Below are 24,595 nucleotides of genomic sequence, written 5' to 3' on the forward strand. Positions count from 1 at the left end.
TCGTTCAACTTCCCGAAAGTTTAAAACTTTCGGGAAGTTCCTCCAAGTCAAAATGAGTAAGTTTAAATTTATAAGCTTCTTTAGCTGTGTCCACTTTTTCACACTTTCGTTAAATAGTTATTTGATAAATATTTTGCAATTTTCTAAATTGACCAAAATCAACCGTTTAGCTCAATCTTATGTTTTCAAAAAAGATAATTGCCTTCTTTATTTGCTCTTGCTTTTTGTTTCAAATTAATGCACAAAAAGTTCAGATAAATAACAAACCAGAACGTATCAACTGGTTTCAGGATTTAGCATTTGGAATGTTCATCCATTGGAATGTTGACGTTTCTTTAGGAGCAGTCATTAGTCATTCGATGGCAGGAGCATCAAACGAATACGTTGAAAAATACATCAATGAACTACCAAAATACTTCGACCCCAAAAAGTTTAACCCAACCGAATGGGCAAAAAATGCCAAATTAGCAGGAATGAAATATGTAGTTTTTACAACAAAACACCATTCTGGTTTTTGTATGTTTAATACCCAAACTACGCCTTTCAATGTAATGAACACGCCTTATGGCAAAGATATTACGAAAGAAATCATTGATGCTTTCAGAAAAGAAGGTATTGCCATTGGTATCTATTTTTCGCCCGAAGATTTTAATTATTTTCATAAAAACAATATTCAAATTGGTCGCTTGCAATTACCTGAACATTTTCCTGCAAACAACAAAGGTTTAATGGATTATGACAAAAAGCAATTGCATGAGTTATTGACCAATTACGGTAAAATCGACATTTTATTTATCGACGGCCCAGGTGATGGATTACGTGAATACGCATGGAGTTTGAATCCAGAATTGGTCATTACTCGTGATATTATGACAACGCCAGAGCAAAATACACCCGATGAACCAATGGCTCGTCCGTGGGAAGCTTGCTACACAATGGGAACTGATTGGCAATATAAACCAACCAACGACCCACACAAATCTGGCACTGAAATCATCAATATGTTGATTGAAATCAGAGCAAAAGGTGGTAATTTTTTATTGAATGTTGGACCAAAACAAGACGGTGAATTACAGATTGAACAACAAGCTCTTTTACAAGAAATTGCCCTCTGGAATTTTGCCAATGCAGAAGCCATCCATGCAGTAAAACCGCTTTCTGTGGTGCGTGAAGAAAATATTTGGTACACCCAGTCCAACGATGAAAAGTACATTTATGCTTTTGTACAAAGAAGCGGATTTGAAGATTGGAAATACGGTACTCGTAAAAATTTGGTCTTAACACACATCGAAGGAAATACCAATACAAAAGTGAGTATCTTAGGTTATAAAAGTGAATTAGTGGAATATAAAAAAGATTTCGACGCTAAAATTTACACTGCTCCCACCAGCATTGGTTTGGTAGTAAGTGCGGTAAACGGGCAACGTTTTTACACGAATAATCAGTGGAAAAATGCCGTTGTTCTAAAAATCGAAAATGCTAAATTTAGAAAACTAAATACTCCAACCACAAGTCAAAGTAAAATAGACGGAGCAAAATAATAAAATTAATATTTAAAATTAAGGTCGGGATTAAGACGGACAACATTTAATCAGATATTCGTAACCTTGCGAAAGATGAATTGTACGAATAATTTATCTACCTTTATCAACATCCAAATTGAAACAAAAACAACATTAAAATGACTACAATTGAACAACTTACCCCTGAAGCTGCCTTTGAAACTCTTGGATTATCATTACCTCCTGCCCCACTTCCATTAGGCGTTTACAAACCTTTTTTAATTGATGGGAAATACTTGTATTTATCTGGTCATGGGCCTGTAAACGATGATAAAAGTTTAATCATTGGCAGAATTGGAAAAGATTTAGACATCGAAGAAGGTAAATTAGCGGCTCGACAAGTGGGTTTAACAATGCTTTCAACCATTAAAACACACGTTGGAAGTTTAGACAGAATTAAGCGTGTTATTAAAATTTTGGGTATGGTCAACTGTGTAACAGAATTTGAGCGTCACCCTTATGTAATCAATGGTTGTAGCGAACTTTTTGCCCAAATTTGGGGAACAGAAAACGGAATTGGTGTAAGAAGTGCCGTAGGAATGGGAACATTACCTGATAATATTCCCGTAGAAATTGAGGCTTTATTTGAACTTCACGAAGACTAAGGAACTCAACCGAAATAACTTATCCATCTATGAATCCATCTTTTAACCTTACTCTTCGGTAAAAAAACTTAGTTTAGCGGTGCATACGTCTGTTTTTTTACCTTGATTAAGTCTAAAATATTAACTCCTAAATTGGATAAATATTTCAGTTGCGTTCCTATGCCATACGCTATGAGTAAAACTATTGAGTACAATATAAAAAACATAAATACGCTCGACACACCCGCTTTGGTAATTTATCAAAGCGGTGTTAAGCGTAATATCGAAAAATTAGTTGCTTCAATTGATGATGTAACTCGCTTACGTCCGCATATCAAAACGCACAAAACCAAAGAAGTAACCAAGCTTTTACAACAAGCAGGCATCCAAAAATTCAAATGTGCTACCATTGCCGAAACTGAATTATTAGCTTCTTGCCAAGCACAAGATGTACTTTTAGCCTATCAACCTGTGGCTAAAAAACTGCTACGATTCATTGAAATTATTAAGACTTTTCCAGATACAAAGCTTTCTTGTTTGGTAGATGCTTTGCCTGTTGCAGAAGAAATGTCAAAAATTGCTTCTGAAAATGATATAACGCTTTCTGTTTATATTGACCTAAACGTAGGAATGAATCGAACAGGAATTAGCCCCGAAAATGCTTTTGATTTAATTCTTTCGCTTCAAAAAACACCTTCTTTAAAAATTGAAGGATTACATATTTACGATGGTCATATTCACGATGCTGATATTGAAATTCGTAAACAAAAATGTAATGAGTATTATCCAAAAGTTGAATTGCTTGTAGCTAAACTTGAAAACGAAGGAATCCAAAACCTCAATATTGTAGCAGGAGGAACGCCAACGTATCCAATTCATTCGCAAAGAGAAACCATAGAATGTAGCCCAGGAACTTTTGTTTATTGGGATAAGGGTTATCAAAATTTATTTCAAGAACAAGATTTTGAGCCTTCTGCTTTGGTGATAAGTCGGGTCATTTCTCTGCCTGATAAAGATAAAATTTGTTTGGATTTAGGTCATAAATCTATTGCGGCAGAAAACCCGTTAGAGAGAAGAGTTTTTTTCTTGAATGCCCCCAATGCAACGTTTATCGGACAAAGTGAGGAGCATTTAATTTTAGGGGTTTCAGAAAATCATTCTTACAAAATTGGTGATATTTTCTATGGTCTGCCCATTCATATTTGCCCCACTTGTGCCTTGTACGAACGAGCTTATATTGTTGAACATGAAAATCTTACGGGTGAAGAATGGAAAATTATTGCCCGAGATAGAAAAATTAGTATTTAACAGCACAACAAGTTTTTGGTACAAACTTCCCGAAAGTTTAAAACTTTCGGGAAGTTAATCCCCTTAACTAAACGAAATTGGGTTTTAACCATCATCTTTATTTGACGGGGTAGAAACCCGTCCTACATATTATGTTTACAATTGACGCACATCTTGACCTTAGCATGAATGCAATGGAATGGAATCGAGATTTAAGATTATCGGTTTCAGAAATTCGTGAGCGTGAAAAAGGTATGACTGATAAACCCGACCGTGCCAAAGGAACAGTTACTTTTCCAGCATTAAGACAAGGAAATATTGGCTTAGTGGTCGCCACTCAAATCGCTCGTTTTGTAAAACCAGATAGCACTTTACCGGGTTGGGCGTCTCCAGAACAGGCTTGGGCTCAAACTCAGGGGCAAATTGCTTGGTACAAAAGCATGGAAGAATGTGGCGAAATGGTTCAAATCAACAATCTGGAATCATTAGAAAAGCATTTGCTACTCTGGAACGACGGAACGCCCAATGACAATAAACCAATCGGTTATATTTTAAGTTTGGAAGGTGCTGACTCAATTGTGACGATTAATCACGTTGAAAAAGCCTATCAATATGGTTTAAGAGCCATTGGTCCCGCTCATTATGGAGCAGGTCGATATGCACAAGGAACTGATGCAACGGGTTTTATGGGTAAAGCTGGGCAAGATTTATTGAAAGAAATGGAAAGGCTCAACATCATTTTAGATGCTACCCATTTATGTGATGACAGTTTTTGGGAAGCCATGAATCACTTTAACGGTGCTGTTTGGGCGAGCCATAATTTATGCAGAAGTTTAGTAAATCATAATCGTCAATTTAGCGATGAGCAAATCAAAGAATTAATCAGCCGAGATGCTGTAATTGGTGGAGCTTTAGATGCTTGGATGATGGTGCCAAATTGGGTAAGAGGCAAATCAACTCCCGAAGGCATGAATTGCAACTTAGCCGTAATGGTTGACCACCTCGACCATATTTGTCAATTAGCAGGCAATGCTCTTCATGTGGGTATTGGCTCAGATTTGGACGGTGCTTTTGGTCGTGAACAAAGTCCTTATGATTTAGATACCATTGCAGATTTACAGACCCTTCCTTCCATTCTTGAAAAAAGAGGATATACCCAAACCGACATCGAAAATATTATGCACGGGAACTGGCTTAGATTTTTAAGAAAAAACTGGAGTAAATAGAAATTATGTTATTATGAAAAATTGTATTTGAGAACCTTACAAAAGATTTTCTCAAATACAATTTTCGTTTTTCCCCTCTCCCCCATGTCAAAATCAACTATTTTTTTTTGTAAACTTATCACGTTGATGTTCATTTTGGTAACAAGTGTTTCTGTTGCTCAAGAAGTTGCAATCATTCCCAAACCCGTATCTATTACTTTAAATCAGGAGAAATTTAGCTTAAACTCATCTACCACAATTCAACAAACTTCAATTCATTTAAAGGGAAATGCACAATTTTTAAAAGAAGCTCTCAACGGAATAACTAAATTTAATTTTGCGGTTTCTACCAATTCGACGCACAATTTCATTGTCTTAAAAATTGACTCTACAAAAGTTTCGCCCAAAGAAGGCTATCAATTAAATATTACAAAAAAATCAATTGAGGTCATTGGACATGATGAAGCAGGTGTTTTTTACGGAATACAATCGTTAATTCAACTTGTTTATGATGCTCAAAGTAATCATTATCAATTACTTGGTTGTCAGATAAATGATTATCCAAGATTCTCCTACCGAGGTTTACATTTGGATGTAGGTCGAAATTTCTTTCCAATTTCATTTCTCAAAAAATACATTGATTTACTCTCATTTTATAAAATCAATACTTTTCATTGGCATTTAACTGACGACCAAGGCTGGCGAATTGAAATCAAAAAATATCCCCTTCTTCAAAGTATTTCTGCATACAGAGACGAAACCATTATTGGGCATAAAAAAGATTCTCCGCACCGTTTTGATGGCAAGAAATATGGTGGATTTTATACACAAGAAGAGGTAAAGGATTTAGTAAAATATGCTTCAAAAAAGTATGTAACCATCATTCCAGAAATTGAAATGCCGGGTCATGCACAAGCAGCATTAGCGGCGTATCCACATTTGGGATGCGTTGGAGCTACGTATAAATCTGCCACATTTTGGGGCGTTTTTGAAGACGTTTTTTGTGCAGGAAACGACAGTACCTTTACTTTTTTGCAGGGAGTTTTAGATGAAGTTGTTCAACTTTTTCCTTCCAAATACATTCATATTGGTGGAGATGAATGTCCGAAAACTCGTTGGAAAGTTTGTCCGAAATGCCAAAAACGCATGAAAGATGAACATTTAGCGGACGAACACGAATTACAAAGTTATTTTATCCAAAAAATGGAGAAATATTTAAACAGTAAAAATCGTGAAATTATTGGTTGGGACGAAATTTTGGAAGGCGGTTTGAGTCCAAAAGCAACTGTAATGAGTTGGCGAGGAGAAGCGGGTGGCATTGCAGCCGCCAAACAAAAACATGATGTAATTATGACGCCCGAAAGTCACCTGTATTTAGATTATTATCAATCTCTTCGGGGTGATGAACCGACGGCTGCGGCAAGTTTTACGCCACTCTCAAAAGTTTACGGTTATGAACCCATCTCAGCGGAGTTACAATCGCAAAACGAAAAATATATAAAGGGAGTTCAAGCAAACGTCTGGACGGAATATATGCCAAATCCAAAACAAGTTGAATACATGGTTTTTCCTCGTGGAATCGCCTTATCAGAAATAGCATGGTCGCCAAAAAGTAGTCGTAATTATGATGATTTTTTGAGTCGATTACGTAATCATAGAAGCATTTTACAAGATAAAAAAGTAAATTTCTTTGACCGATTTGAAGAATTAACTTACGATTTTTCAATGCAAAAAACGGGAGAAACCATTGTTCATTTTGCTACCACTTTACCAAATTCAAAAATTCATTACACCCTAAATGGACAAAATCCGACGATTCACGATAAAGTTTATGAAAAGCAAATTCGTATTTCAGAAAGTACAGTTTTAAAGGCACAAATTTTTCAGCAAAATAAACCTTATGGAAAAGTTTTTGAGCAAGCTTTTGAATATCACAAAGCAATAACCAAAAATGTTACCTTGAAAAATCAAGCCAAAGCAGGGTACAATCCTACAACTCCTTTTGTTTTGGTGAACGGAATTACAGGAAATAGTCGCTACAATAATACGCAGTGGGTAGGTTTTAGCGGAGAAAATTTAGAAGCAATTATTGATTTGGAAAGTATTCAATCCGTTTCAGAAGTTGGCTTAAATATCTTGAAATATCATTGGCAAAGAATGTGGGAACCCAATTCCCTAAAATTCGCAGTATCGGAAGATGGAGTAAATTATCAGGAAGTATATCAAACCAGTAATTTCCCCGCCAATGGAATTAATCAAATCAGAGCAAAAATTTCTACAAAAAAAGCTCGATTTGTCAAAATTCAAGCGGAAAATAAAGGAATAATTCCTTCGGGTGAATATGGTGCAGGTGGAAAAGCTTGGCTATTGGTTGATGAATTTTATGTAAAATAAGCAAGTCAAAAAAGCGGGAGAAGCTATTCAGTTTCTCCCGCTTTTTTAAATCTATACAAAAACGGAGCTTTATTGGCGGCACCCGTAAATTTCTTTTCAAGACGGTCTAAGACGTTCAAATCCAACATTTTCTTCTGAAAATTATTACGTGCAAAAGGCTTATCATAAACCGCTTCGTACAACTCTTGAACTTCCCGCATCGTAAAAGTTTCTGGCAATAAATTAAAACCAATCAGCTTTTCATCTAAATTTTGTCTGAGCGTTTCCAAAGCAAAACCAACCATTTCATTATGGTCCATTATCAGTTTTGGCAATTCTTTGATATTATACCAATCAATCGACTCATCAAAATCTGTGCATTGCGGATGAACTTTATTTATATCTACAAGAGCATAATATCCAATTGAAATAAACCTTTTGGTGAGCCAATAGAGGTTTTCATCATCAAAAAAACCTTTTTTAATAATCTCATCCTTCACACAATTCAAGCCTTCAAAAATTTCCTTATTTATTCTATTAGGCTCCCCAAAAACACGGAACTGCTCTAAATATATATCTCTAATGCCTGTTCGTTCTTCTAAAATACGCAAAGCCGCTTGGTCAATGCCTTCTTCCTGCAAAATAAAACCTCCCGGTAAAGCCCAAAGGTTTTCCATCAAATCCAACTTCGGAACAAGAACTTTTAATGCTCCATCCTTATATCCCAAAATTACACAATCAATAGAAAACTGATGAATAAAGTTATGTTCGTCAAATAATTTCATTTAGATGTTTTTTAAACTTACAAAGTTAGTTTATATCCTTAAATACTACCGTTTGTAAAATATCACTATTCAAAGATATAGTAAAATTAAAAATATTGTCTAAAAAATAGACAATAAATTAAAAATGTTTTTACATTTGTTGAATAAATTGAAAAGAATATATGAATGATAAAAATTTAAAAGTAGCAGTTGTTACAGGTGCCGCACGTGGTATTGGTTTTGAAATAGCCCAAAGATTTCATTCAGAAGGTTATCATGCAATTATCATCGACAACGATTATACAACGATGGAGGATTGCCAAAACCGTTTGAAAGGTAAAAATGGTTATTCTTATTTTCTTTGTGATGTGTCGAACCCTGAGCAAGTAAAATCTACTTTTGAGAAAATTACAGAACAATTTCCAGCCATTCATGCACTTGTCAATAATGCAGGCATTGCCATTTTCAAACCTGCGGAAGAAGTTACTTTTGAAGATTGGACTGCCGTAATGAATGTCAATTTAAACGGAACATTTCTTTGCAGTCAAGCCAGCTTATCGGCTTTAGTTTTAGGAAAAGGAAGCATTGTAAATATTGCCAGTATTTCGGGTGTGCGTGCAAGCACTTTACGCATTGCTTACGGAACAAGTAAGGCGGCAATTATGCACTTAACCAAACAACAAGCCGTAGAATATGGTAATAAAGGCGTGCGTGCCAATGCAGTTGCCCCCGGTCCAGTTGAGACAGAAATGGCAAAATTGGTACACTCAGCAGATATTAGAACATCTTATGCTGACGCCATTCCATTAGCTCGATACGGTTCTACTGAAGAAATATCTAACATGGTTTATTTCTTATGTAGCCCACAAGCAAGTTATATCAACGGACAAATTATTGCGGCAGACGGAGGTTTTGATGCAGCGGGAGTTGGTTTGCCAAGTTTACGAGTATAAAAAACACTCATTCAATCATTCATACAACCACTCATTTAACGTGAAAAGACACATTTGGTTAGCCATTATCGCCTCTGCATTGGGCTTTTTTGTTGATTTATACGACATTATTATTCTCAGTATTGTTCGCTCTAAAAGTCTTTTAGAAGTTGGTGTACCCGAATCGGAGTTACTAACCAAAGGTGTTACGCTCATTAATATTCAGATGGTCGGAATGTTGATTGGTGGATTTATTTGGGGAATTATTGGCGATAAAATGGGACGACTTTCAGTTCTTTTTGGGTCAATTGTTTTGTATTCATCTGCCACGTTTGCCAATGCCTATGCACCCAATTTTGAGATATATTTACTTTTGAGGTTTTTAGCGGGAGTTGGTTTAGCAGGAGAATTAGGAGCCGCCATTACACTCGTAACTGAACAAATGCCTCAAAAATATAGAGGAATTGGCCCTGCCTTAATTGGAGGTTGTGGAATGTTAGGAGCAATTTTCGGAGCATATATTGGCGGAAAATATTCATGGCAATTTACCTACCAATTAGGCGGTGGATTAGGTTTTGTGCTTTTATTGTTAAGACTTGGTGTGCTGGAATCTGGTTTATTCAACAATATGAAAGAAAAAACTTCCTCAAAAGGAGACTTGCGATTATTGTTCAAAAATAGAGATTACATTAAAAAATATATTAGTATTTGTGTGTTAGGTTTTCCCGTTTGGTTTGTGAATGGCGTCGTGATGACTTTCACGCCCGAAATTGGTAAAGCTTGGGGCATGAATCCAATTCCTTCAGTATCAGCGGTTTTTACTTATTATTTTATTGGACTGACCTTCGGAGATTTGACGGGTGGATTTGTAAGTCAATACCTAAAAAGTAGAAAAAAAGCGATTCGTTTATATTTATCTCTTTACGCTGTCGGAGCGGTTGTTTTCTTTACCGTTGCCAATCAGTCATTAACCCTTTATTACGGATTATTACTGTTTTTAGGTTTTTGTGTAGGATATTCAATTGTATTGCTCACATTGGCAGCAGAACAGTATGGAACAAATATTCGGGCAACGGTAACAACATCCTCTTTAAATATTTTAAGAGCAACTGTTATTCCTCAAACTTTATTATTTGGAATGTTAGTACCGAGTTTAGGAGAACCCAAAGCGGCAATGGTTGTAGGCGTTTTAGCCATTTTAGTGGCTTTCTGGGGCTTGAGCAATTTGGAAGAAACCTTTGATAAGGATTTGAATTATACCGAATAAAGAAGCCTAATTATACTGTTTAATTAGTTATCTGGATAATTTTTATTCCAAAATCTTGTAGAACTTCCCGAAAGTAGAAAGAACTTTCGGGAAGTAGTCGAGAGGTTCACTTCCCGAAAGTAGAAAAAACTTTCGGGAAGTTGAAGAAACTTATTAAACACTGTACTAATATAATACAACTAAAATAATCTCAATTAACTTAACCTTCAATTTTGCAATTTCATGAAAAACAAAAATTTCTTTAACTTAAAAATGCTCGTACAAGCACTTTTTATGTTAATCATCATCCACAACGTTTCCGCCCAAAGCAAAATCAATGTTTTGGTGTTTAGCAAGACTGCCGCTTTCCGACATCAATCAATTGGTGCAGGAAAAATTGCTCTTGAAAAATTGGCAAAAGAGAAAGGTTTTGGGGTGTCTTTTACAGAAGATGCTTCACAATTTTCAGAATTAAACCTAAAGAAATTCAATACGGTCATCTTTTTGAATACAACAGGCGACATTTTGAACAATGAGCAACAAAACGCTTATGAACGTTACATTCAAGCGGGTGGTGGCTATGTTGGTATTCACGCAGCGACAGATACCGAATACGAATGGCCTTGGTATAATCAGTTGGCTGGTGCTTGGTTTTTAGACCATCCTTCTACGCCAAGTAATGTACAAAAAGGGAAGTTTTTTGTCACTCAGAAAAATGAATTTACGGCAGGAATGCCTGATACTTTTGAAAGAAGTGATGAATTTTATAGTTTCAAAAATATCTCTCCAAAAATTAATGTAGTGCTTAAAATTGATGAGAAAAGCTACATTGGTGGACATAATGGCGATAATCACCCAATCAGTTGGTATCAAGAATTTGAAGGTGGACGTTCTTTTTATACCGCAATGGGACATACGGATGAGACTTTTGCTGAACCTCTTTTCTTAAATCATCTTTGGGCTGGAATTAAATATACGACTGGTGGAGAGAATCCAAAACCGCTTGATTTCTCAAAAGCAAAACCAGAGGAAAATCGTTTTACAAAAGTAGTTTTAGAAGAAAAACTTGACGAACCCGTTGAATTAACTTTGTTAGATAAAGACCGTGTGCTTTTTATTCAACGTAAAGGGGAAGTAAGATTGTACAATACAAAAACGAAAACGCTTAAAACGATAACAAAACTGCCTGTAAGTTTAAAATACGTAAACAAAGAAGGAAAAGAATCAGTAGCTGAAGATGGACTTTTGGGTTTAAACAAAGACCCGAATTTTGCTCAAAATTCTTGGATTTATATGTATTATTCTTCTTTGAAAGGCTCGTACAACGTACTTTCAAGATTTACAATGAAAGGTGATGACATACTTTTAGATTCTGAAAAAGAAATGCTTAAAGTAGAAACGCAACGTGAAGAATGTTGCCATACAGGTGGTTCGATTGCATGGGATAAAGCAGGTAATTTATTCCTTTCAACGGGAGATAACACCAACCCTCATGCTTCAAACGGATATAGCCCAAGTGATGAACGTCCGGGAAGAAGTCCTTGGGATGCTCAAAAATCTTCGGCAAATACCAACGATTTACGTGGTAAAATCATTAGAATAAAACCTCAGGCTGACGGTACTTATACCATCCCAGAAGGAAACTTATTTCCAAAAGGTACTGACAACAAAACTCGTCCAGAAATTTTCACAATGGGACACCGTAACCCATACAGAATTTCAGTTGACCAAAAGAATGGTAAATTATATTGGGGAGATGTTGGACCAGATGCTTCAAAAGCAGACCCAAATCGTGGTGCAGCAGGTACTTGTGAGTTCGGACAAGCTCCAACGGCAGGAAATTATGGCTGGCCTCATTTTGTAGGAGACAACAAAGCGTATCACAAATTCAACTTTGAAACTAATCAGTCGGGTGATAAATGGGATTATTTAAAACCAATGAATACCTCACCAAACAACACAGGTTTAAGTTTATTACCACAGGCAAGAGCTGCCATGATTTGGTATGATTACGGAAATAGTCCAGAATTTCCATTATTAGGTGCAGGAGGTTGTAATCCAATGGCAGGACCAGTTTATGACAAAGCCGCTTTTGCCACTGCAAACAGAGCATTTCCGAAATATTATGATGGAAAATTCTTTGCTTATGAATGGATGCGTGGTTGGATTATGGCAGTAAGTTTTGATAAAGATGGCAATTATTCATCAATGGAGCGTTTTATGCCAAGCTACAAGTTTAGCAACCCAATGGATATGGAATTTGCTGACAATGGCGATTTATATATGCTTGAATACGGTAGTGGTTGGTTTACTGCTAATGACGATGCACGTTTAATTCGTATTGAGTACAATGGCGGAAACCGTAAACCACAAATTCAGGTGGCGGCTAACCAAATGGGTGGAGCAATTCCATTTAATTTAAAATTGAGTGCTAAAGGTACAAACGATGCTGACGGAGATATTTTGAAATATACTTGGAAGATTACTTCTAAAAACGGTTTTGTAAAAATCTTCCCAACACAAGATGCCAATCTTTCTTTAACAAAAGCAGGCGTTTATAAAGCAACGCTTACAGTTGACGACGGTAAAGGTGGAATCAATACACAATCAATGGAAATTACGGCAGGAAACGAACCGCCAGTATTAAGCCTTGATATGCCAAAAGCAAACAAAAGTTTTTATGTTGCCAATAAGTCTTTCGACTACGAAATCAAAGTAAAAGACAAAGAAGATGGTGAATTAAACAAAGGGATTTCACCAGAAAACGTTGCCGTAAACATTGATTATTTAGCAGAAGGTTTTGATAAAAATATGATTGCAATGGGTCACCGTTCGGCTGATGCAAGTGCAGCGTATGCAACAGGTAAAAAATTAATTGAAGCAAGTGATTGTATGGCTTGCCACAAAAAAGACTCAAAGTCAATCGGGCCAGCTTATCGTGAAGTATCCACAAAATATAAAGGCGATGCCAAAGCATTAGAAACACTTACGAAAAAAGTAATTTCAGGCGGAAGTGGCGTTTGGGGAGAAACAGCAATGGCTGGTCACCCTCAACTTTCAACGGCAGATGCTTCGGAAATGGTAAAATATATCTTGAATATTACCAACGAAAAACCGAAAGAGAAATCGTTACCTGTAAAAGGTTCATTTACGACAAAAGCTCCTGCATCTGATAAAAACAAAGGCGTTTACATTGTGCGTGCCGCTTATGAAGACCAAGGTGCAAATGGTTTACCTGCCTTGAAATCAGAACAAAGTTTTGTATTAAGAAACTCGAAAATTGACCCACACGGATTTGATGAATACGTGGACATCAACAAAATGGCTTTTGGTGGAAACAACTTAGCAATTCCTTCAAAATCTGGTGCTTACATGATTTTGAAACAAGTTGATTTAACAGGCGTTTCTGAAATTCAAGTAGGTGCAACTGCTCCAAAACCACAATTAAATGCAGCAGGCGGAACAATTGAAGCACGTTTGGGTAGTCCAACGGGGGCATTATTAGGACGTTCGGCATTTTTAGAACCTTCTGATAAAATGGATTTCACACCAAAAACAGTGGCTATTCCGCTTCAGTTACCCAATAATTTAAACGGAAAACCACAAGATGTTTGTATTGTATTCTCGAATCCGAAGGCAGATGCAGGTTCGTTGATGGTGGTAATGGGTTTTGATATAAAATTGTTGAATGTAAGCGATGCCGTTGAAGCTCCAAAAGTTGAACAAGTAAGCGGTGCAAATACAGATTTCTTTGCGGGAAAATGGACGACTACTTTTATCGGAACACCACAAGGCGATGCTGAACTTTTGTTAGAATTAAACAGAAATAACGGAGTTCTTGAAGGAACAATTACTGCTAAAAATGATAGCAAGGCGGTTAAATTAGATAAGATTGAAGAAACATCGGATAAACTTACCCTACATTTCAAAATGGGAGGTTTCGATATAAATACTACATTTGAGAAGGTTGATAACGATAATTTACAAGGTTCGTTAATGGGGATGTTTAAAACAAAAGCAGTTCGTATTAAATAAGTGAAACCATAATTAAACAATCGAAAAATGAAAAAAGTAAGCATCATTCTAATTGCACTATTCTTCGGAATAGCCATGAACAGTTTTTCACAAACAACAGCACCTGCGACAGATTTCTTTGCGGGGAAATGGGAAATTTCTATTTTTGGAACGCCACAAGGTGACATCAAAATGGTTACTGAACTTGTTCGTAAAGAAGGAAAATTGACAGGAGAATTAAAAGACGCAACAGATTCTTCAAAACCTGTCATTCCAATTTCGGCAATTGAAGAGAAAAACGGAGAAATCGAAATTTCTTTTTCAGCATCGGGATATGATTTAACATTGCCTTTGAAAAAAGAAGACGACGACAATCTGAAAGGTCAATTAATGAATATGTTTGATGCTAAAGCAAAAAGAGTAAAATAATTAATTAAAAAGCAGGTGATTGGCTTCACCTGCTTTTTTTCTAAAATTTATAGTCTTCTCTCACTGGACTAAACACATCTAACAGTTTACAATCAGTTAATGCCTTCCCTCCATGCACAACATTGGGTGGAATTACGGCAACTAATCCATTCTCATAAATTTTGGTTTCATCGCCAATTGTTAACTCAAATTTGCCTTCAATAACGGTGGTAATTTGCTCATGAAAATGAGAATGAAGTGGTAAAGTTGCTCCTTCTTCAACATCCCAATAGCCCAAAGTAATTGTATCTGTGTGAATGAATTTGCCTACAAAACCTTTCACTATTTCTTTTTCTGGTAAAGTTGTTATTTCAATCATTTTGTGTTTGTATGGAAAAACTTGTTCTTAATTTGTGAATTTAAGGGATTTAAAATTATCATTTTACCCAATCCACCATAATTTCCTATTAATTTAGGCTAATCAGACTTCTTGAATTAACCAAAATAGAAATAACGAATGCAGGCAATATTTAACTATTTTCAAAAATATCTTCCCTTCAGTTTAGAAGAAAAAGAATTAATAGCATCAAAATTTACCCTTCGCAATATAAAACGCAAGCAAATGATATTGCAGGAAGGATTTGTGTGCAAACACTACTTTTTTGTAATGGAAGGTTGCTTTAAAATGTATGCCATTGATGAAAAGGGGAATCAACATAATCTGCAATTTGCCGCTGAAAATGACTGGATTGCAGACATTGGTAGTTTTCATTCCGAAAAACCAAGTAAATTATTTATCGAAGCCATTGAGCCATCCGTTATTTTGCAAATCGAACAGCAAGATTTGTATTTTCTCTACCTCAATATCACAAAACTTAATATTATTTTCAAAGTAATTACTGAGCATAAATTCATTGAATTACAAAATAGAGTTTTGCAAAACATTAGCTCTACGGCTCAACAACGCTATTTGATTTTTTTGGAACAATATCCTCATTTGGCACAAAGATTACCGAATACACAAATTGCGTCGTATTTGGGAATAACGCCTGAATTTTTAAGTAAAATCAGAAAAGACTTATCTATGAAGCCCATTTCTTAAGATAGTTTAAGGGTAAGTGCTGGCTCATCGGCATAATTTTGTATTGTCAATTTTAACATAAAAGATAATGCAAAAACTTAGAATAATTTTATTTTTAACCATAAGTACCATCACCACTTATGCTCAAAAACTTACGCTCGGAAAGCAAACTTTCGAGCTTAACAATGTAACAGGCTCTATTATTGAATTTCAAGGCAAAAAAGTCTTGAAAATAGAACGAGATTTAAAAGCACTCCCTTTCGATGCTAACCGCTTGGAGGCTACGGTAGATGAACCCCACTTTGCCCGACTTGTTGGTTTAGACGACTTTGAGAATGGAACAATCGAAGTAAAAATGTATAGCCAAATACAAAACCCTTCTCCATATCCCCCAGCAGCAGGATTTATCGGTATTTTCTTTAGAGTTAATGAAAATAATACCGCTTTTGAGTCCATCTATCTTCGTCCGAAAGTAGGCAGAATTAATAATCAAATGGCGAGAAATCATGCGGTGCAGTATTTTTCTTATCCTCATGCCAAATTTGAAACATTACGCAAAAACTACCCTGCTGGTTCTTATGAAGGCTCAGCTCCTGTTGCACTCAATGAGTGGATTACGATGCGAGTTGAAGTAAATGGCGAAACTGCCGAAATGTTTATCAACGACTTGAAATATTCCTCATTTGTGGTTGATAAAATGTTAGGTAAAACCCAAAAAGGTGGTATAGGATTGTACGTGGATATTGCCACAATCGGCTATTTTAAAGATTTGAAAGTGACTAAAAAGGCATTGAAAGTGGAGAAGTCAGCAGAGAAAGTAAATGATATTTAAGTTTGAGGGTTTTCTTATTATTTTATTAGACTTCCTGCGAAAGTGTTTTATGATTGAAAAATGGTATATTTTCGAGTGAAAATAGCAGGAATTTTGAAAGCATAGCAGAGCTACGGTTGAAAAATTTTCGCTATTTGTAGCCGAAAAGATGTTGTTTTACGACTTAAAACACTTTCGCAGGAAGTCTATTGTTTAACGAGCAAATTTAATTACGCTGAAGGAACTAATAATAAGAAAATCAACTTGTTAACTTGAACTATATTATCCAATTAAAAAACTCAAAAAACATGAAAAAGATTACTTTATTACTTGCAATGATTTTTGCATTAGGAACATCTCAATCGGTGAAGGCTCAAGCCTCAATAGATGAAATGGTGAAAGAATGGGAAAGAGCAAGAACTTATACGAAGGAGTATTTAGACGCTATGCCTGAGGCAGGTTACGCCTTGAAACCAACGCCAGAAATGCGTTCTTTTGCTCAACAAATGTTGCACTTGACAGATGGAAACTATGGTTTCGCATCGGCAGCAACAGGCGAGAAAAGTCCAGTAGGAATGGGAGAATCTGAAAAAACGACGGATATTTCTAAGGCGAATGTAACTAAATTAGTATTGGCTGGCTATGATTTTGTAATTGAAGGAATTAAAAAAATGACTCCTGCTCAATTAAACGAAAATGTAAAACTTTTTGGACGTTTTGAAATGACAAAAGGAACGGCATTAAATAAATGTTTTGAGCATCAAACTCACCACAGAGGACAAGGAACGGTTTATATTCGTTTGGCAGGTGCAAAACCACCACAAGAAAAATTATTCTAAGAGTGTATTTACCAAGAAAAAACCCCGAATGTTGAATAGAAACATTCGGGGTTTTTCTTGGTAAAACTTATTGATTATTCTTTTCTAAAATAAAACGTCCAACCCGAAAGATAGTCAAACCCAAAACCGCACAACCTGCCATTACAGCGGTCATTGGGATGCTTGTTCCATTGCTTAAAAAACCGACCAAAGCAGCCGCTAAAGAGCCGATTCCCATTTGAATCGCCCCTAAAAGTGCCGATGCACTTCCTGCTTCCTTTGAAAATGGAACTAATGAAAGTGCCGAAGAATTGGGAAAACTAAATCCTTGACAACATAAAAATATAAAAATCAATAAAATGGTCGTGTACAAATTAAGTCCGTCTATTACACTTCCCAAACATAACAATATTCCTACCACCGTCTGAATAGTTAGAACGACTCTAACAATCTGTTCAGAACGATATTTTCTCAATGCTAAATTATTCAATTGACTGCTCAATATTAATCCGCCTGCTAACAAGCCGAAAATCCAACCATATTGTTGTTCAGTAACTTTATAAATTTTCATGAATACAAATGGCGAGCCTGATAAATACGCATACACCCCACCCGATACCATTGAACCCGCAAAAGCATACGTAAAAAACTGTGGATTCTTGAAAATATTAAAGAATGTTGGAATAATATGTTGCGGTTTCAGCGAGATACTTTGGTCTGCTTGTTTACTTTCTGCTAATCTAAAAATTACAGCAAAAAATAATAAAAATCCCATGCCCGCTTGCAACCAAAATACTGAGTGCCAACCCATTGCCGTAATCATATAACTACCCACAGTAGGAGCAATAATAGGCGAAACACCCAAAATCAATATCAAGGTTGAAAATATTTTGGCACTTTCTTCCACAGGAAAACTGTCTCTAACAATTGCTCTTGGAGCAACCATTCCTACACAACCACCCAAGGCTTGTAAAAAGCGTAAAGCAATCAACATCTCAATTGAGGTGGCTAATGCACAACCCACCGAAGCTAAAAAATAAATGACTAAGCCAATAATTAGGGGAGTTTTCCGACCAAAACGGTCGAGTAAGGGGCCATAAATAAGTTGTCCAACGGAAATTCCTATGAAAAAACTTGACAAGGAATAAGAAACATCATCAACAGTTACGTTTAAATCAGTAGCAATACTCGGAAATCCAGATAAATAAGTATCAATCGAAAAGGGTCCGATTGCTGATAATAAACCTAAGATTAAAATTAAAATAGTACGATTGTTCATATAATATGTAATTGAGGTACAAATTTACCTCTAAATCTATTAATATCCACTGTTATGAATATTCTCAAACCTGAAAGATTTGCCTTTAAACATAAATTCGTAAATATGATTAAATTATCAACCATACTTACGAATTTCAATCAATGCTCTATAATCCTGTTGATTTTTCCATAGCTTCGGTGTATCGTGTTCCCATGATTTTAATTTCCTCCGAAGCTTTGGTTAATTCTGCCAACTCATCGGTTGATAATTGAACATTTAGCGAAGCGTTGTTTTCAATCAACCGATGGATTTTTGTCGTTCCCGGAATAGGAACAATCCAAGTTTTTTGAGCTAACACCCAAGCCAAAGCAATTTGTGCATGGGTTGCATTTTTTAGTTCTGCAAACTTACCAATTACGTCTAACAAACCTTTATTGGCAATACGTGCTTCTTCAGTATATCTTGGTAAAACGGCACGAATATCACCTGCTTCGAATGTACGATTTTCGTCAATTTTCCCTGTTAAGTATCCTTTTCCAAGCGGACTAAATGGTACAAAACCAATGCCTAATTCTTCGATAGTCGGGATAATATCCACTTCATGTTGACGTGTCCACAAAGAATACTCACTTTGTAAGGCAGTAACTTTTTGTTCTGCATGAGCTTTGCGAATTGTTATCGCTCCTGCTTCTGAAAGCCCAAAATAGCTTGCTTTGCCTTCTTTTATTAAGTCTTTTACCGTTCCTGCTACATCTTCAATGGGTACATTTGGGTCAACACGGTGTTGATATAGCAAATCTATACATTCAATTTTTAAACGTTTTAAGGAAGATTCAACTACACGTCTAATTGTGTCTGGACGGCTATCAACTCCTAATATTTTTCCATCTATGATGTTAAAACCAAATTTAGTAGCAATTTGAACTTTTCCTTTAAATGGAGCAAGAGCCTCTCCTACTACTTCTTCGTTGGCGTAAGGGCCATAAACTTCGGCGGTATCAAAAAAAGTGACACCTTCTTCTACTGCTTTACGGATAAGAGCAATAGAATCTTCTTTTGCTGGAAATGGAGCGTAACCAAAATTCATTCCCATACAACCCAATCCCAAAGCTGAAACCTCTAAATCGCTATTTCCTAATTTTCTTGTTTGCATAACTTTTATGTTTGAGCGTCTCACGACGATATAATCTTTTTTTTACACAACAAAATTGATAATTTCCTATTAAATTCAACAACGAAAAAGAAATAATATATTACGAAAATCAAACATTTCTAAATTTAGTCGGACTTACTTCTACATACTTTTTAAAGAAATTATTAAAGTGGGTAACTTCAGTAAAACCTAAGGCAAAGGCAATTTCTGCAACGTTCCATTTACTGTACCTAAGCAAAACTTTGGCTTCTTGCAAAAGCCTTTCGGCAATGAGTTGCGTAGTCGTTTTCAGGGTCGTTTCTTTTACGGCTCTGTTCAAATGATTGACATGAATATTTAACTGGTCGGCAAAATCAGAAGCAGAGCGTAAATTTATTTTGGGGTGATTTTCTTCTATCGGAAATTGACGCTCTAAAAGTTCTAAAAATAGGGTTGCAATACGTTGAGAAGCATTTATCTGTATTTTTTCATGCTCTGATGCGGGTTGCATCTTCATCGCAAAATGAATTAACTCAAAAACTAAATTTCTCAAAACATCATACTTGAATGCATAATCAGACTTTAATTCATCATTCATTTTTTGATAAATGACCCGAACTTGTTCTGCCTGTTCATCCGTAAGTTCAAAAACTCGATTTCCATTGGGTTGAAATACTGAATATTGACTTAAATCGCCAAAATTCAGAAAGAAATTACGATTAAAAATACAGTAAATACCGTCCTCAATTAACTCCAACTGCCCACATTTATATGGAATTTGGGGATTTGAGAAAAATAATGCCTGCTTATTAATGGTAACAACCCTGTCGGCATAAGCCATTTCAAGATTGCCAACGACAAACATAATTTTAAAAAAATCACGTCTTTTATAGGGCAAAGGTTTTGTTTTGCCAACTTCGTATTTTTCGTGTGTGAAAACATTAAAATGCCCTATCTCGTTACGAATATTTTCAGGCATCCAATCAAGTTTCCTTTTATAAAAATCCTCTAAAGATTCTATATTTTCCATAGTACTATTATTACAAAATTCAAACTATCAACAATTAAAACGAATAAGTCATACTTATATTCCAAACAAAATCTTCACTTGGAATAGTTGAGTCAATTTTTTTATTCATTATTGATGAAAGACTTATCGGAAAGTTTCTTTTGGCTAAACTAAAAGTAGAGGTAACGTAGTAGCCTTCTTTGTCGTCCATTTGCAAATAGTAAAGCTGCGGAGCTATCTTAAATGTGACATCATTGCTAATCTTAATATTTGACAATGAGGCACTTAATGCAACAAAATTAGTATTTTTAGTGGCATCGGCTAAGCCACGTGAATACAAATAATAAATTCCGACATTCACATTTTGGGAGATTTTATACGTAGGGGTCAATTCAGCAGCCCAAAAACGGCGAACAGTTATTAAGTCTTTGGTAACACCGTTGACTGTTCCGACTGTACTTGAAAATACGGTGGACGGGTGAGCTCCAATGCCCATTTTAAACTTTTCTGATTGGACTAATTTATACCTAAACCAAAAAATAAATGACCAAGGTTTCACATCTTCGATAGCAAAACGAAATTGTGGCTCAAAACTAAATTTGTTTTTTGCAACGACTAAATCAAAAATTGTGGCAGGCTTACCCAACATGAAGGTCGGAATGACCGAAATGCCATTGTTTGTAGCAGTTATTGCCCCATGTACACTAATTTTTGAATGCAAACTATCTGCATTTTGGGAAAAAGAAAGGAAGGGGAAAATAATTAGAAGAGATAAAAAAAGTAATTTTCTTGATTGTTTTTGAGATTTTAAAGAATTCATCTGATTGTTTAATATTCTAATACCAAACTACAAAATTCTTTACAAAAACTCTGAAAAAACAACATTATTCAAACGAAATGTTACGAAATTCAAACAATTGATTATTTGATATTTGTAAGGTGTAGAATGTAAAAAGGGCAGTTTTTATCAATTTTAATGATAAAAAACTGCCCTTAAAACTCAATTAAGCTGTTTTCTTGCCAAATCTTGAAACTCTATTTTTCAAAGATTCAATGATATAATACATACAAGGCACTAACAATAAGGTAAGAAACATTGAACTTGTCAATCCACCGATAATTACCCACGCCATCCCATTTTTTACTTCTGCTCCTGACCCTGATGCCAAGGCAATTGGTAACATACCCGTAATCATGGCGATGGTTGTCATTAAAATTGGACGTAAACGTTCTTTGCCCGCTTCAACTAATGCCTCTTTTACAGACAATCCCTGTTCTTTTAAGTGATTAGTAAAGTCAACAATTAAAATACCATTTTTGGCAACTAAACCCAACAACATAATCAACCCAACAATGGCGAAAATGGTTAAGGATTCCATCGTCAATGCCAAGGCTAACAATGCCCCAATTAAAGCAACTGGAATTGAAAAAAGTACCACAAAAGGATAAACTACGCTTTCGTAAAGTGCCACCATAATTAAGTAAACCAATAAAATACCTAACAACATGGCTAATCCTAAACTACCGAAAGCATCTTTTTGACGTTGTGCTTCTCCTTGATAATCAATGATTACCCCTTCTGGAATTTTGAGTTTTGAAACCTCTTTCTGAATATCAGCCACAATTGTTCCCGTTGGACGACCAACTGCTGATGCTGTTACTTTAATCGAGTTCATTCTATCCGAACGTTCCAAAACTGATTGACCGACAATTTCTGAAACTGTTGCCACATCTTTCAATTTTATAATTGCTCCACGACTATTTCTAAGCGTTAATTCTCTTACATTTTCAATGGAACGCTTATCTGATTTTTCCAAAGAAATATTTATCGGATACTCCTCCCCTGCCTGTTTAAATTTCGATTGGTCGTTTCCTCTAAATGCCAACTGAATCGCCCCTCCTACTTCTGGAATACTCAAACCTGCATTACCAATTTTATCACGGTCAAGTTGAATCGCAATTTCTGTCTTTAAATTTTTTGTACTAAATTCTACGTAATCCGTTCCCGGAGTTTTCTTCACAATCGCTTTAATTTGATTTGCCACTTCTTGAATCATCTGCATATCAACTCCTTTTACCGCTACTTGAATCGGAGCTTCACTCCCACCCGTCAACGAAACTGGACGAATTACCACTTTTACTCCCGCAATTTTATTGATTTCATCTCTGATTGCGGTACTAAAAGCGTCTGTTGAAACTTTACGTTGCTCTTTGGCTACCAATGTTACCGAAATTTCCGAAATATTGGTATTGGCACTTCCTGTACTTACTGCTCCCGTTTGCGTTCCTACGTTCGCAAAAACCTTTGCAACTTCTGGCTTTTTCAATAGTAATTCTTCGACCTGTTTTGTTACTAAATTGGTTTGTGCCAACGGTGTTTGTGGAGCCATATCAAGCTGAATGGCAAACTCGCCACGGTCGCCCGAACCTGCAAATGACGAACCAATAAAACCTGTTGCCAATAAAGAAACCGAACCGATAAACATCGCAACGATGGCGATTAAAACCCATCTTTTATGCCCCAACGACCAAGTCAATAATTTGCCATATTCTTGTTGAACTTTATCCAAGAATTTCTCGAATCCTAAGTTTATTTTTCCCCATAAATTATTGTTGCTCAATACTTCAACTTTCCCCCATCTTGAAGCCAAAAGTGGCGTTAAAGTAAATGAAACAAACAAACTCATTAAGGTTGAAAATACAACAACCAATGAAAATTCACGAAGAATATTTCCAATTAAACCACCACTCATTGATAATGGTAAAAATACCACAACGTCCACTAAGGTAATGGCAATGGCAGTAAATCCGATTTCTTGACGACCTTCAATGGCTGCTTCAACCTTATTTTTACCCATTTCGAGGTAACGATAGATATTTTCCAAAACTACAATACTATCATCCACCAAAATACCTACAACCAATGAAAGCCCCATCAATGTCATCAAATTGAGTGAAAATCCGAAAACATACATCAAAATAAAAGTCGGAATCATGGCTGATGGAATTGCCACCAAAACAAATAACGAACTTCTAAAACTGTGCAAGAAAAACAACATTACTGCTCCCACGATGATAATTGCCAAGAATAAATCGTGCATAACGGCATCGGCTGAAGCTAATGTGTAAATTGATTGGTCAGCCGCAATATCATAAGAAAAGTTTTTAGAAGCATAAGCAACTTGAATTTGCTTCAATTTGTCTTTTACAGATTTACTTACATTTACGGCATTGGCATCGGCTTGCTTTACAATTTCAATACCAATTCCTGCCTTTCCATTATTACGGTTTAAAGTTTTAGTTTCAGTTTGTCCGTCGGTAATAATCGCAAGGTCTTTCAATAACACTCTACTTCCATCTGCATTCTGACGAATAATCAAATTTCTAAGTTGTTCAACCTTTACTAATTTGGCATCTAAACGAATAGAAGTTCTACTATTATTACTCAAAACACTTCCCGCAGGATACGAACTATTACTATTGGCAATCGTTTGATTTACTTGTGCCGACGAAATATTGTAAGCCTGCAACTTGTCATTGTCTAAATCAACCTGAATTTCACGCTCATTTCCACCAATCAAACGCACTGTACCCACACCTGCAACGTTTGACAAAACAGGTTTTATTTTTTGCTCAATCAAATCGTAAAGTTGTGGTTCAGACATATTGGCTGACGCACTGATTCTCAAAACAGGAATTTCATCAGTATTAAAACGATTGACCACTGGGTCGTTGGCATCGTCGGGCAAAGTTGATTTAATTTGATTAATTTTTCTCTCCGCATCTCTTTGTGCATCAAGTGTATTGATTCCAGATTTTAACTGAATCGTAACTAAAGAAAGTCCTTCTGACGATGACGAAGAAATCTTATCAATTCCTTCAATCGCAGAAACGGCTTCTTCAATGGGTTTGGTAATAGTATTCTGAATTTCATCTGAAGATGCTCCACGATACGTAGTTTGTACAATGATTACATTTGCTTCAAATTTTGGTAAAAGGTTATAATTCAACTGTTTATAACTCACAAAACCAAACAAAATCAGCGTAACGAAAATTACTGAAATGAGTAATGGTCGTTTTATAGATATTTCGGTAATTGACATATTGA

General features: G+C 35.8%; 19 protein-coding genes. 12 read left to right on the forward strand and 7 right to left on the reverse strand.

All coding sequences use genetic code 11. The features are described 5' to 3' along the window. Positions 1–179: 179 nt before the first annotated feature. The 5 genes from LV89_RS07445 to LV89_RS07465 all read left to right on the forward strand — a co-directional run bounded on the left by LV89_RS07445 (position 180) and on the right by LV89_RS07465 (position 7,032). Positions 180–1,541, forward strand: coding sequence for an alpha-L-fucosidase (locus LV89_RS07445; protein WP_109742246.1), 1,362 nt, complete (start codon positions 180–182; stop codon positions 1,539–1,541). 140 nt (positions 1,542–1,681) lie between these two features. Next, complete coding sequence (locus tag LV89_RS07450; protein WP_109742247.1) at positions 1,682–2,167, forward strand: RidA family protein; 486 nt, start codon at positions 1,682–1,684, stop codon at positions 2,165–2,167. A 171-nt stretch (positions 2,168–2,338) separates the two neighbouring features. After that, complete coding sequence (locus LV89_RS07455) at positions 2,339–3,454, forward strand: D-TA family PLP-dependent enzyme (protein WP_211321174.1); 1,116 nt, start codon at positions 2,339–2,341, stop codon at positions 3,452–3,454. Positions 3,455–3,585: 131 nt separating this feature from the next. Continuing rightward, the gene (locus tag LV89_RS07460) at positions 3,586–4,659 is read left to right on the forward strand and encodes a dipeptidase (protein WP_109742249.1); all 1,074 of its coding nucleotides are present in this window, start codon (positions 3,586–3,588) and stop codon (positions 4,657–4,659) included. A 126-nt stretch (positions 4,660–4,785) separates the two neighbouring features. Next, positions 4,786–7,032 (forward strand): glycoside hydrolase family 20 protein, encoded by a 2,247-nt coding sequence (locus tag LV89_RS07465; RefSeq protein ID WP_158279532.1) that lies wholly within the window; start codon positions 4,786–4,788, stop codon positions 7,030–7,032. 23 nt (positions 7,033–7,055) lie between these two features. Here the strand turns inward: LV89_RS07465 and LV89_RS07470 are convergent, their stop codons facing one another. Beyond that, entirely contained in the window at positions 7,056–7,796 is a 741-nt protein-coding gene (locus LV89_RS07470; RefSeq protein WP_109742251.1) for an NUDIX hydrolase, read from the reverse strand. A 161-nt stretch (positions 7,797–7,957) separates the two neighbouring features. Here LV89_RS07470 and LV89_RS07475 point away from each other — a divergent pair, with 161 nt between their 5' ends. The 4 genes from LV89_RS07475 (at position 7,958) to LV89_RS07490 (ending at position 14,396) form a co-directional block, all read left to right on the forward strand. After that, positions 7,958–8,728, forward strand: a complete 771-nt coding sequence (locus LV89_RS07475; protein WP_109742252.1) for an SDR family NAD(P)-dependent oxidoreductase — start codon at positions 7,958–7,960, stop codon at positions 8,726–8,728. Positions 8,729–8,768: 40 nt separating this feature from the next. Continuing rightward, the gene (locus LV89_RS07480) at positions 8,769–9,974 is read left to right on the forward strand and encodes an MFS transporter (protein ID WP_158279533.1); all 1,206 of its coding nucleotides are present in this window, start codon (positions 8,769–8,771) and stop codon (positions 9,972–9,974) included. 222 nt (positions 9,975–10,196) lie between these two features. After that, positions 10,197–13,988, forward strand: coding sequence for a ThuA domain-containing protein (locus tag LV89_RS07485; protein WP_109742254.1), 3,792 nt, complete (start codon positions 10,197–10,199; stop codon positions 13,986–13,988). Between the two features lie 27 nt (positions 13,989–14,015). Beyond that, positions 14,016–14,396, forward strand: a complete 381-nt coding sequence (locus LV89_RS07490; protein WP_109742255.1) for a hypothetical protein — start codon at positions 14,016–14,018, stop codon at positions 14,394–14,396. A gap of 40 nt (positions 14,397–14,436) precedes the next feature. Here LV89_RS07490 and LV89_RS07495 read toward each other — a convergent pair whose 3' ends face one another. Next, on the reverse strand, positions 14,437–14,754 hold the full coding sequence (locus tag LV89_RS07495) for a cupin domain-containing protein (protein ID WP_109742256.1): 318 nt from the start codon (positions 14,752–14,754) through the stop codon (positions 14,437–14,439). Positions 14,755–14,892: 138 nt separating this feature from the next. Between LV89_RS07495 and LV89_RS07500 the strand changes: the two genes are divergently transcribed. The 3 genes from LV89_RS07500 (at position 14,893) to LV89_RS07510 (ending at position 17,106) form a co-directional block, all read left to right on the forward strand. Further along, positions 14,893–15,477 carry a Crp/Fnr family transcriptional regulator gene (locus LV89_RS07500; protein WP_109742257.1) on the forward strand — a complete coding sequence of 195 codons (585 nt, stop codon included), beginning with the start codon at positions 14,893–14,895 and terminating at the stop codon, positions 15,475–15,477. 67 nt (positions 15,478–15,544) lie between these two features. After that, the gene (locus tag LV89_RS07505) at positions 15,545–16,288 is read left to right on the forward strand and encodes a 3-keto-alpha-glucoside-1,2-lyase-like domain-containing protein (RefSeq protein WP_109742258.1); all 744 of its coding nucleotides are present in this window, start codon (positions 15,545–15,547) and stop codon (positions 16,286–16,288) included. A gap of 287 nt (positions 16,289–16,575) precedes the next feature. After that, positions 16,576–17,106, forward strand: a complete 531-nt coding sequence (locus LV89_RS07510; protein WP_109742259.1) for a DinB family protein — start codon at positions 16,576–16,578, stop codon at positions 17,104–17,106. A 67-nt stretch (positions 17,107–17,173) separates the two neighbouring features. On the opposite strand, the gene LV89_RS07515 is transcribed toward LV89_RS07510, so the two are convergent. The 5 genes from LV89_RS07515 to LV89_RS07535 all read right to left on the reverse strand — a co-directional run bounded on the left by LV89_RS07515 (position 17,174) and on the right by LV89_RS07535 (position 24,590). Beyond that, positions 17,174–18,364, reverse strand: a complete 1,191-nt coding sequence (locus tag LV89_RS07515; protein ID WP_109742260.1) for a multidrug effflux MFS transporter — start codon at positions 18,362–18,364, stop codon at positions 17,174–17,176. A gap of 148 nt (positions 18,365–18,512) precedes the next feature. Further along, entirely contained in the window at positions 18,513–19,499 is a 987-nt protein-coding gene (locus LV89_RS07520; RefSeq protein ID WP_109742261.1) for an aldo/keto reductase, read from the reverse strand. Between the two features lie 109 nt (positions 19,500–19,608). Then, positions 19,609–20,508 carry a helix-turn-helix domain-containing protein gene (locus LV89_RS07525; protein WP_109742262.1) on the reverse strand — a complete coding sequence of 300 codons (900 nt, stop codon included), beginning with the start codon at positions 20,506–20,508 and terminating at the stop codon, positions 19,609–19,611. A gap of 34 nt (positions 20,509–20,542) precedes the next feature. Next, a complete protein-coding gene (locus tag LV89_RS07530) occupies positions 20,543–21,307 on the reverse strand; it encodes a hypothetical protein (RefSeq protein WP_109742263.1) in 765 nt (254 codons plus the stop codon). Positions 21,308–21,491: 184 nt separating this feature from the next. Further along, positions 21,492–24,590, reverse strand: coding sequence for an efflux RND transporter permease subunit (locus LV89_RS07535; protein WP_109742264.1), 3,099 nt, complete (start codon positions 24,588–24,590; stop codon positions 21,492–21,494). Between the last annotated feature and the right edge of the window lie 5 nt (positions 24,591–24,595).

It is taken from the genome of Arcicella aurantiaca (genome assembly GCF_003148625.1).
GTDB classification, from domain to species: domain Bacteria; phylum Bacteroidota; class Bacteroidia; order Cytophagales; family Spirosomataceae; genus Arcicella; species Arcicella aurantiaca.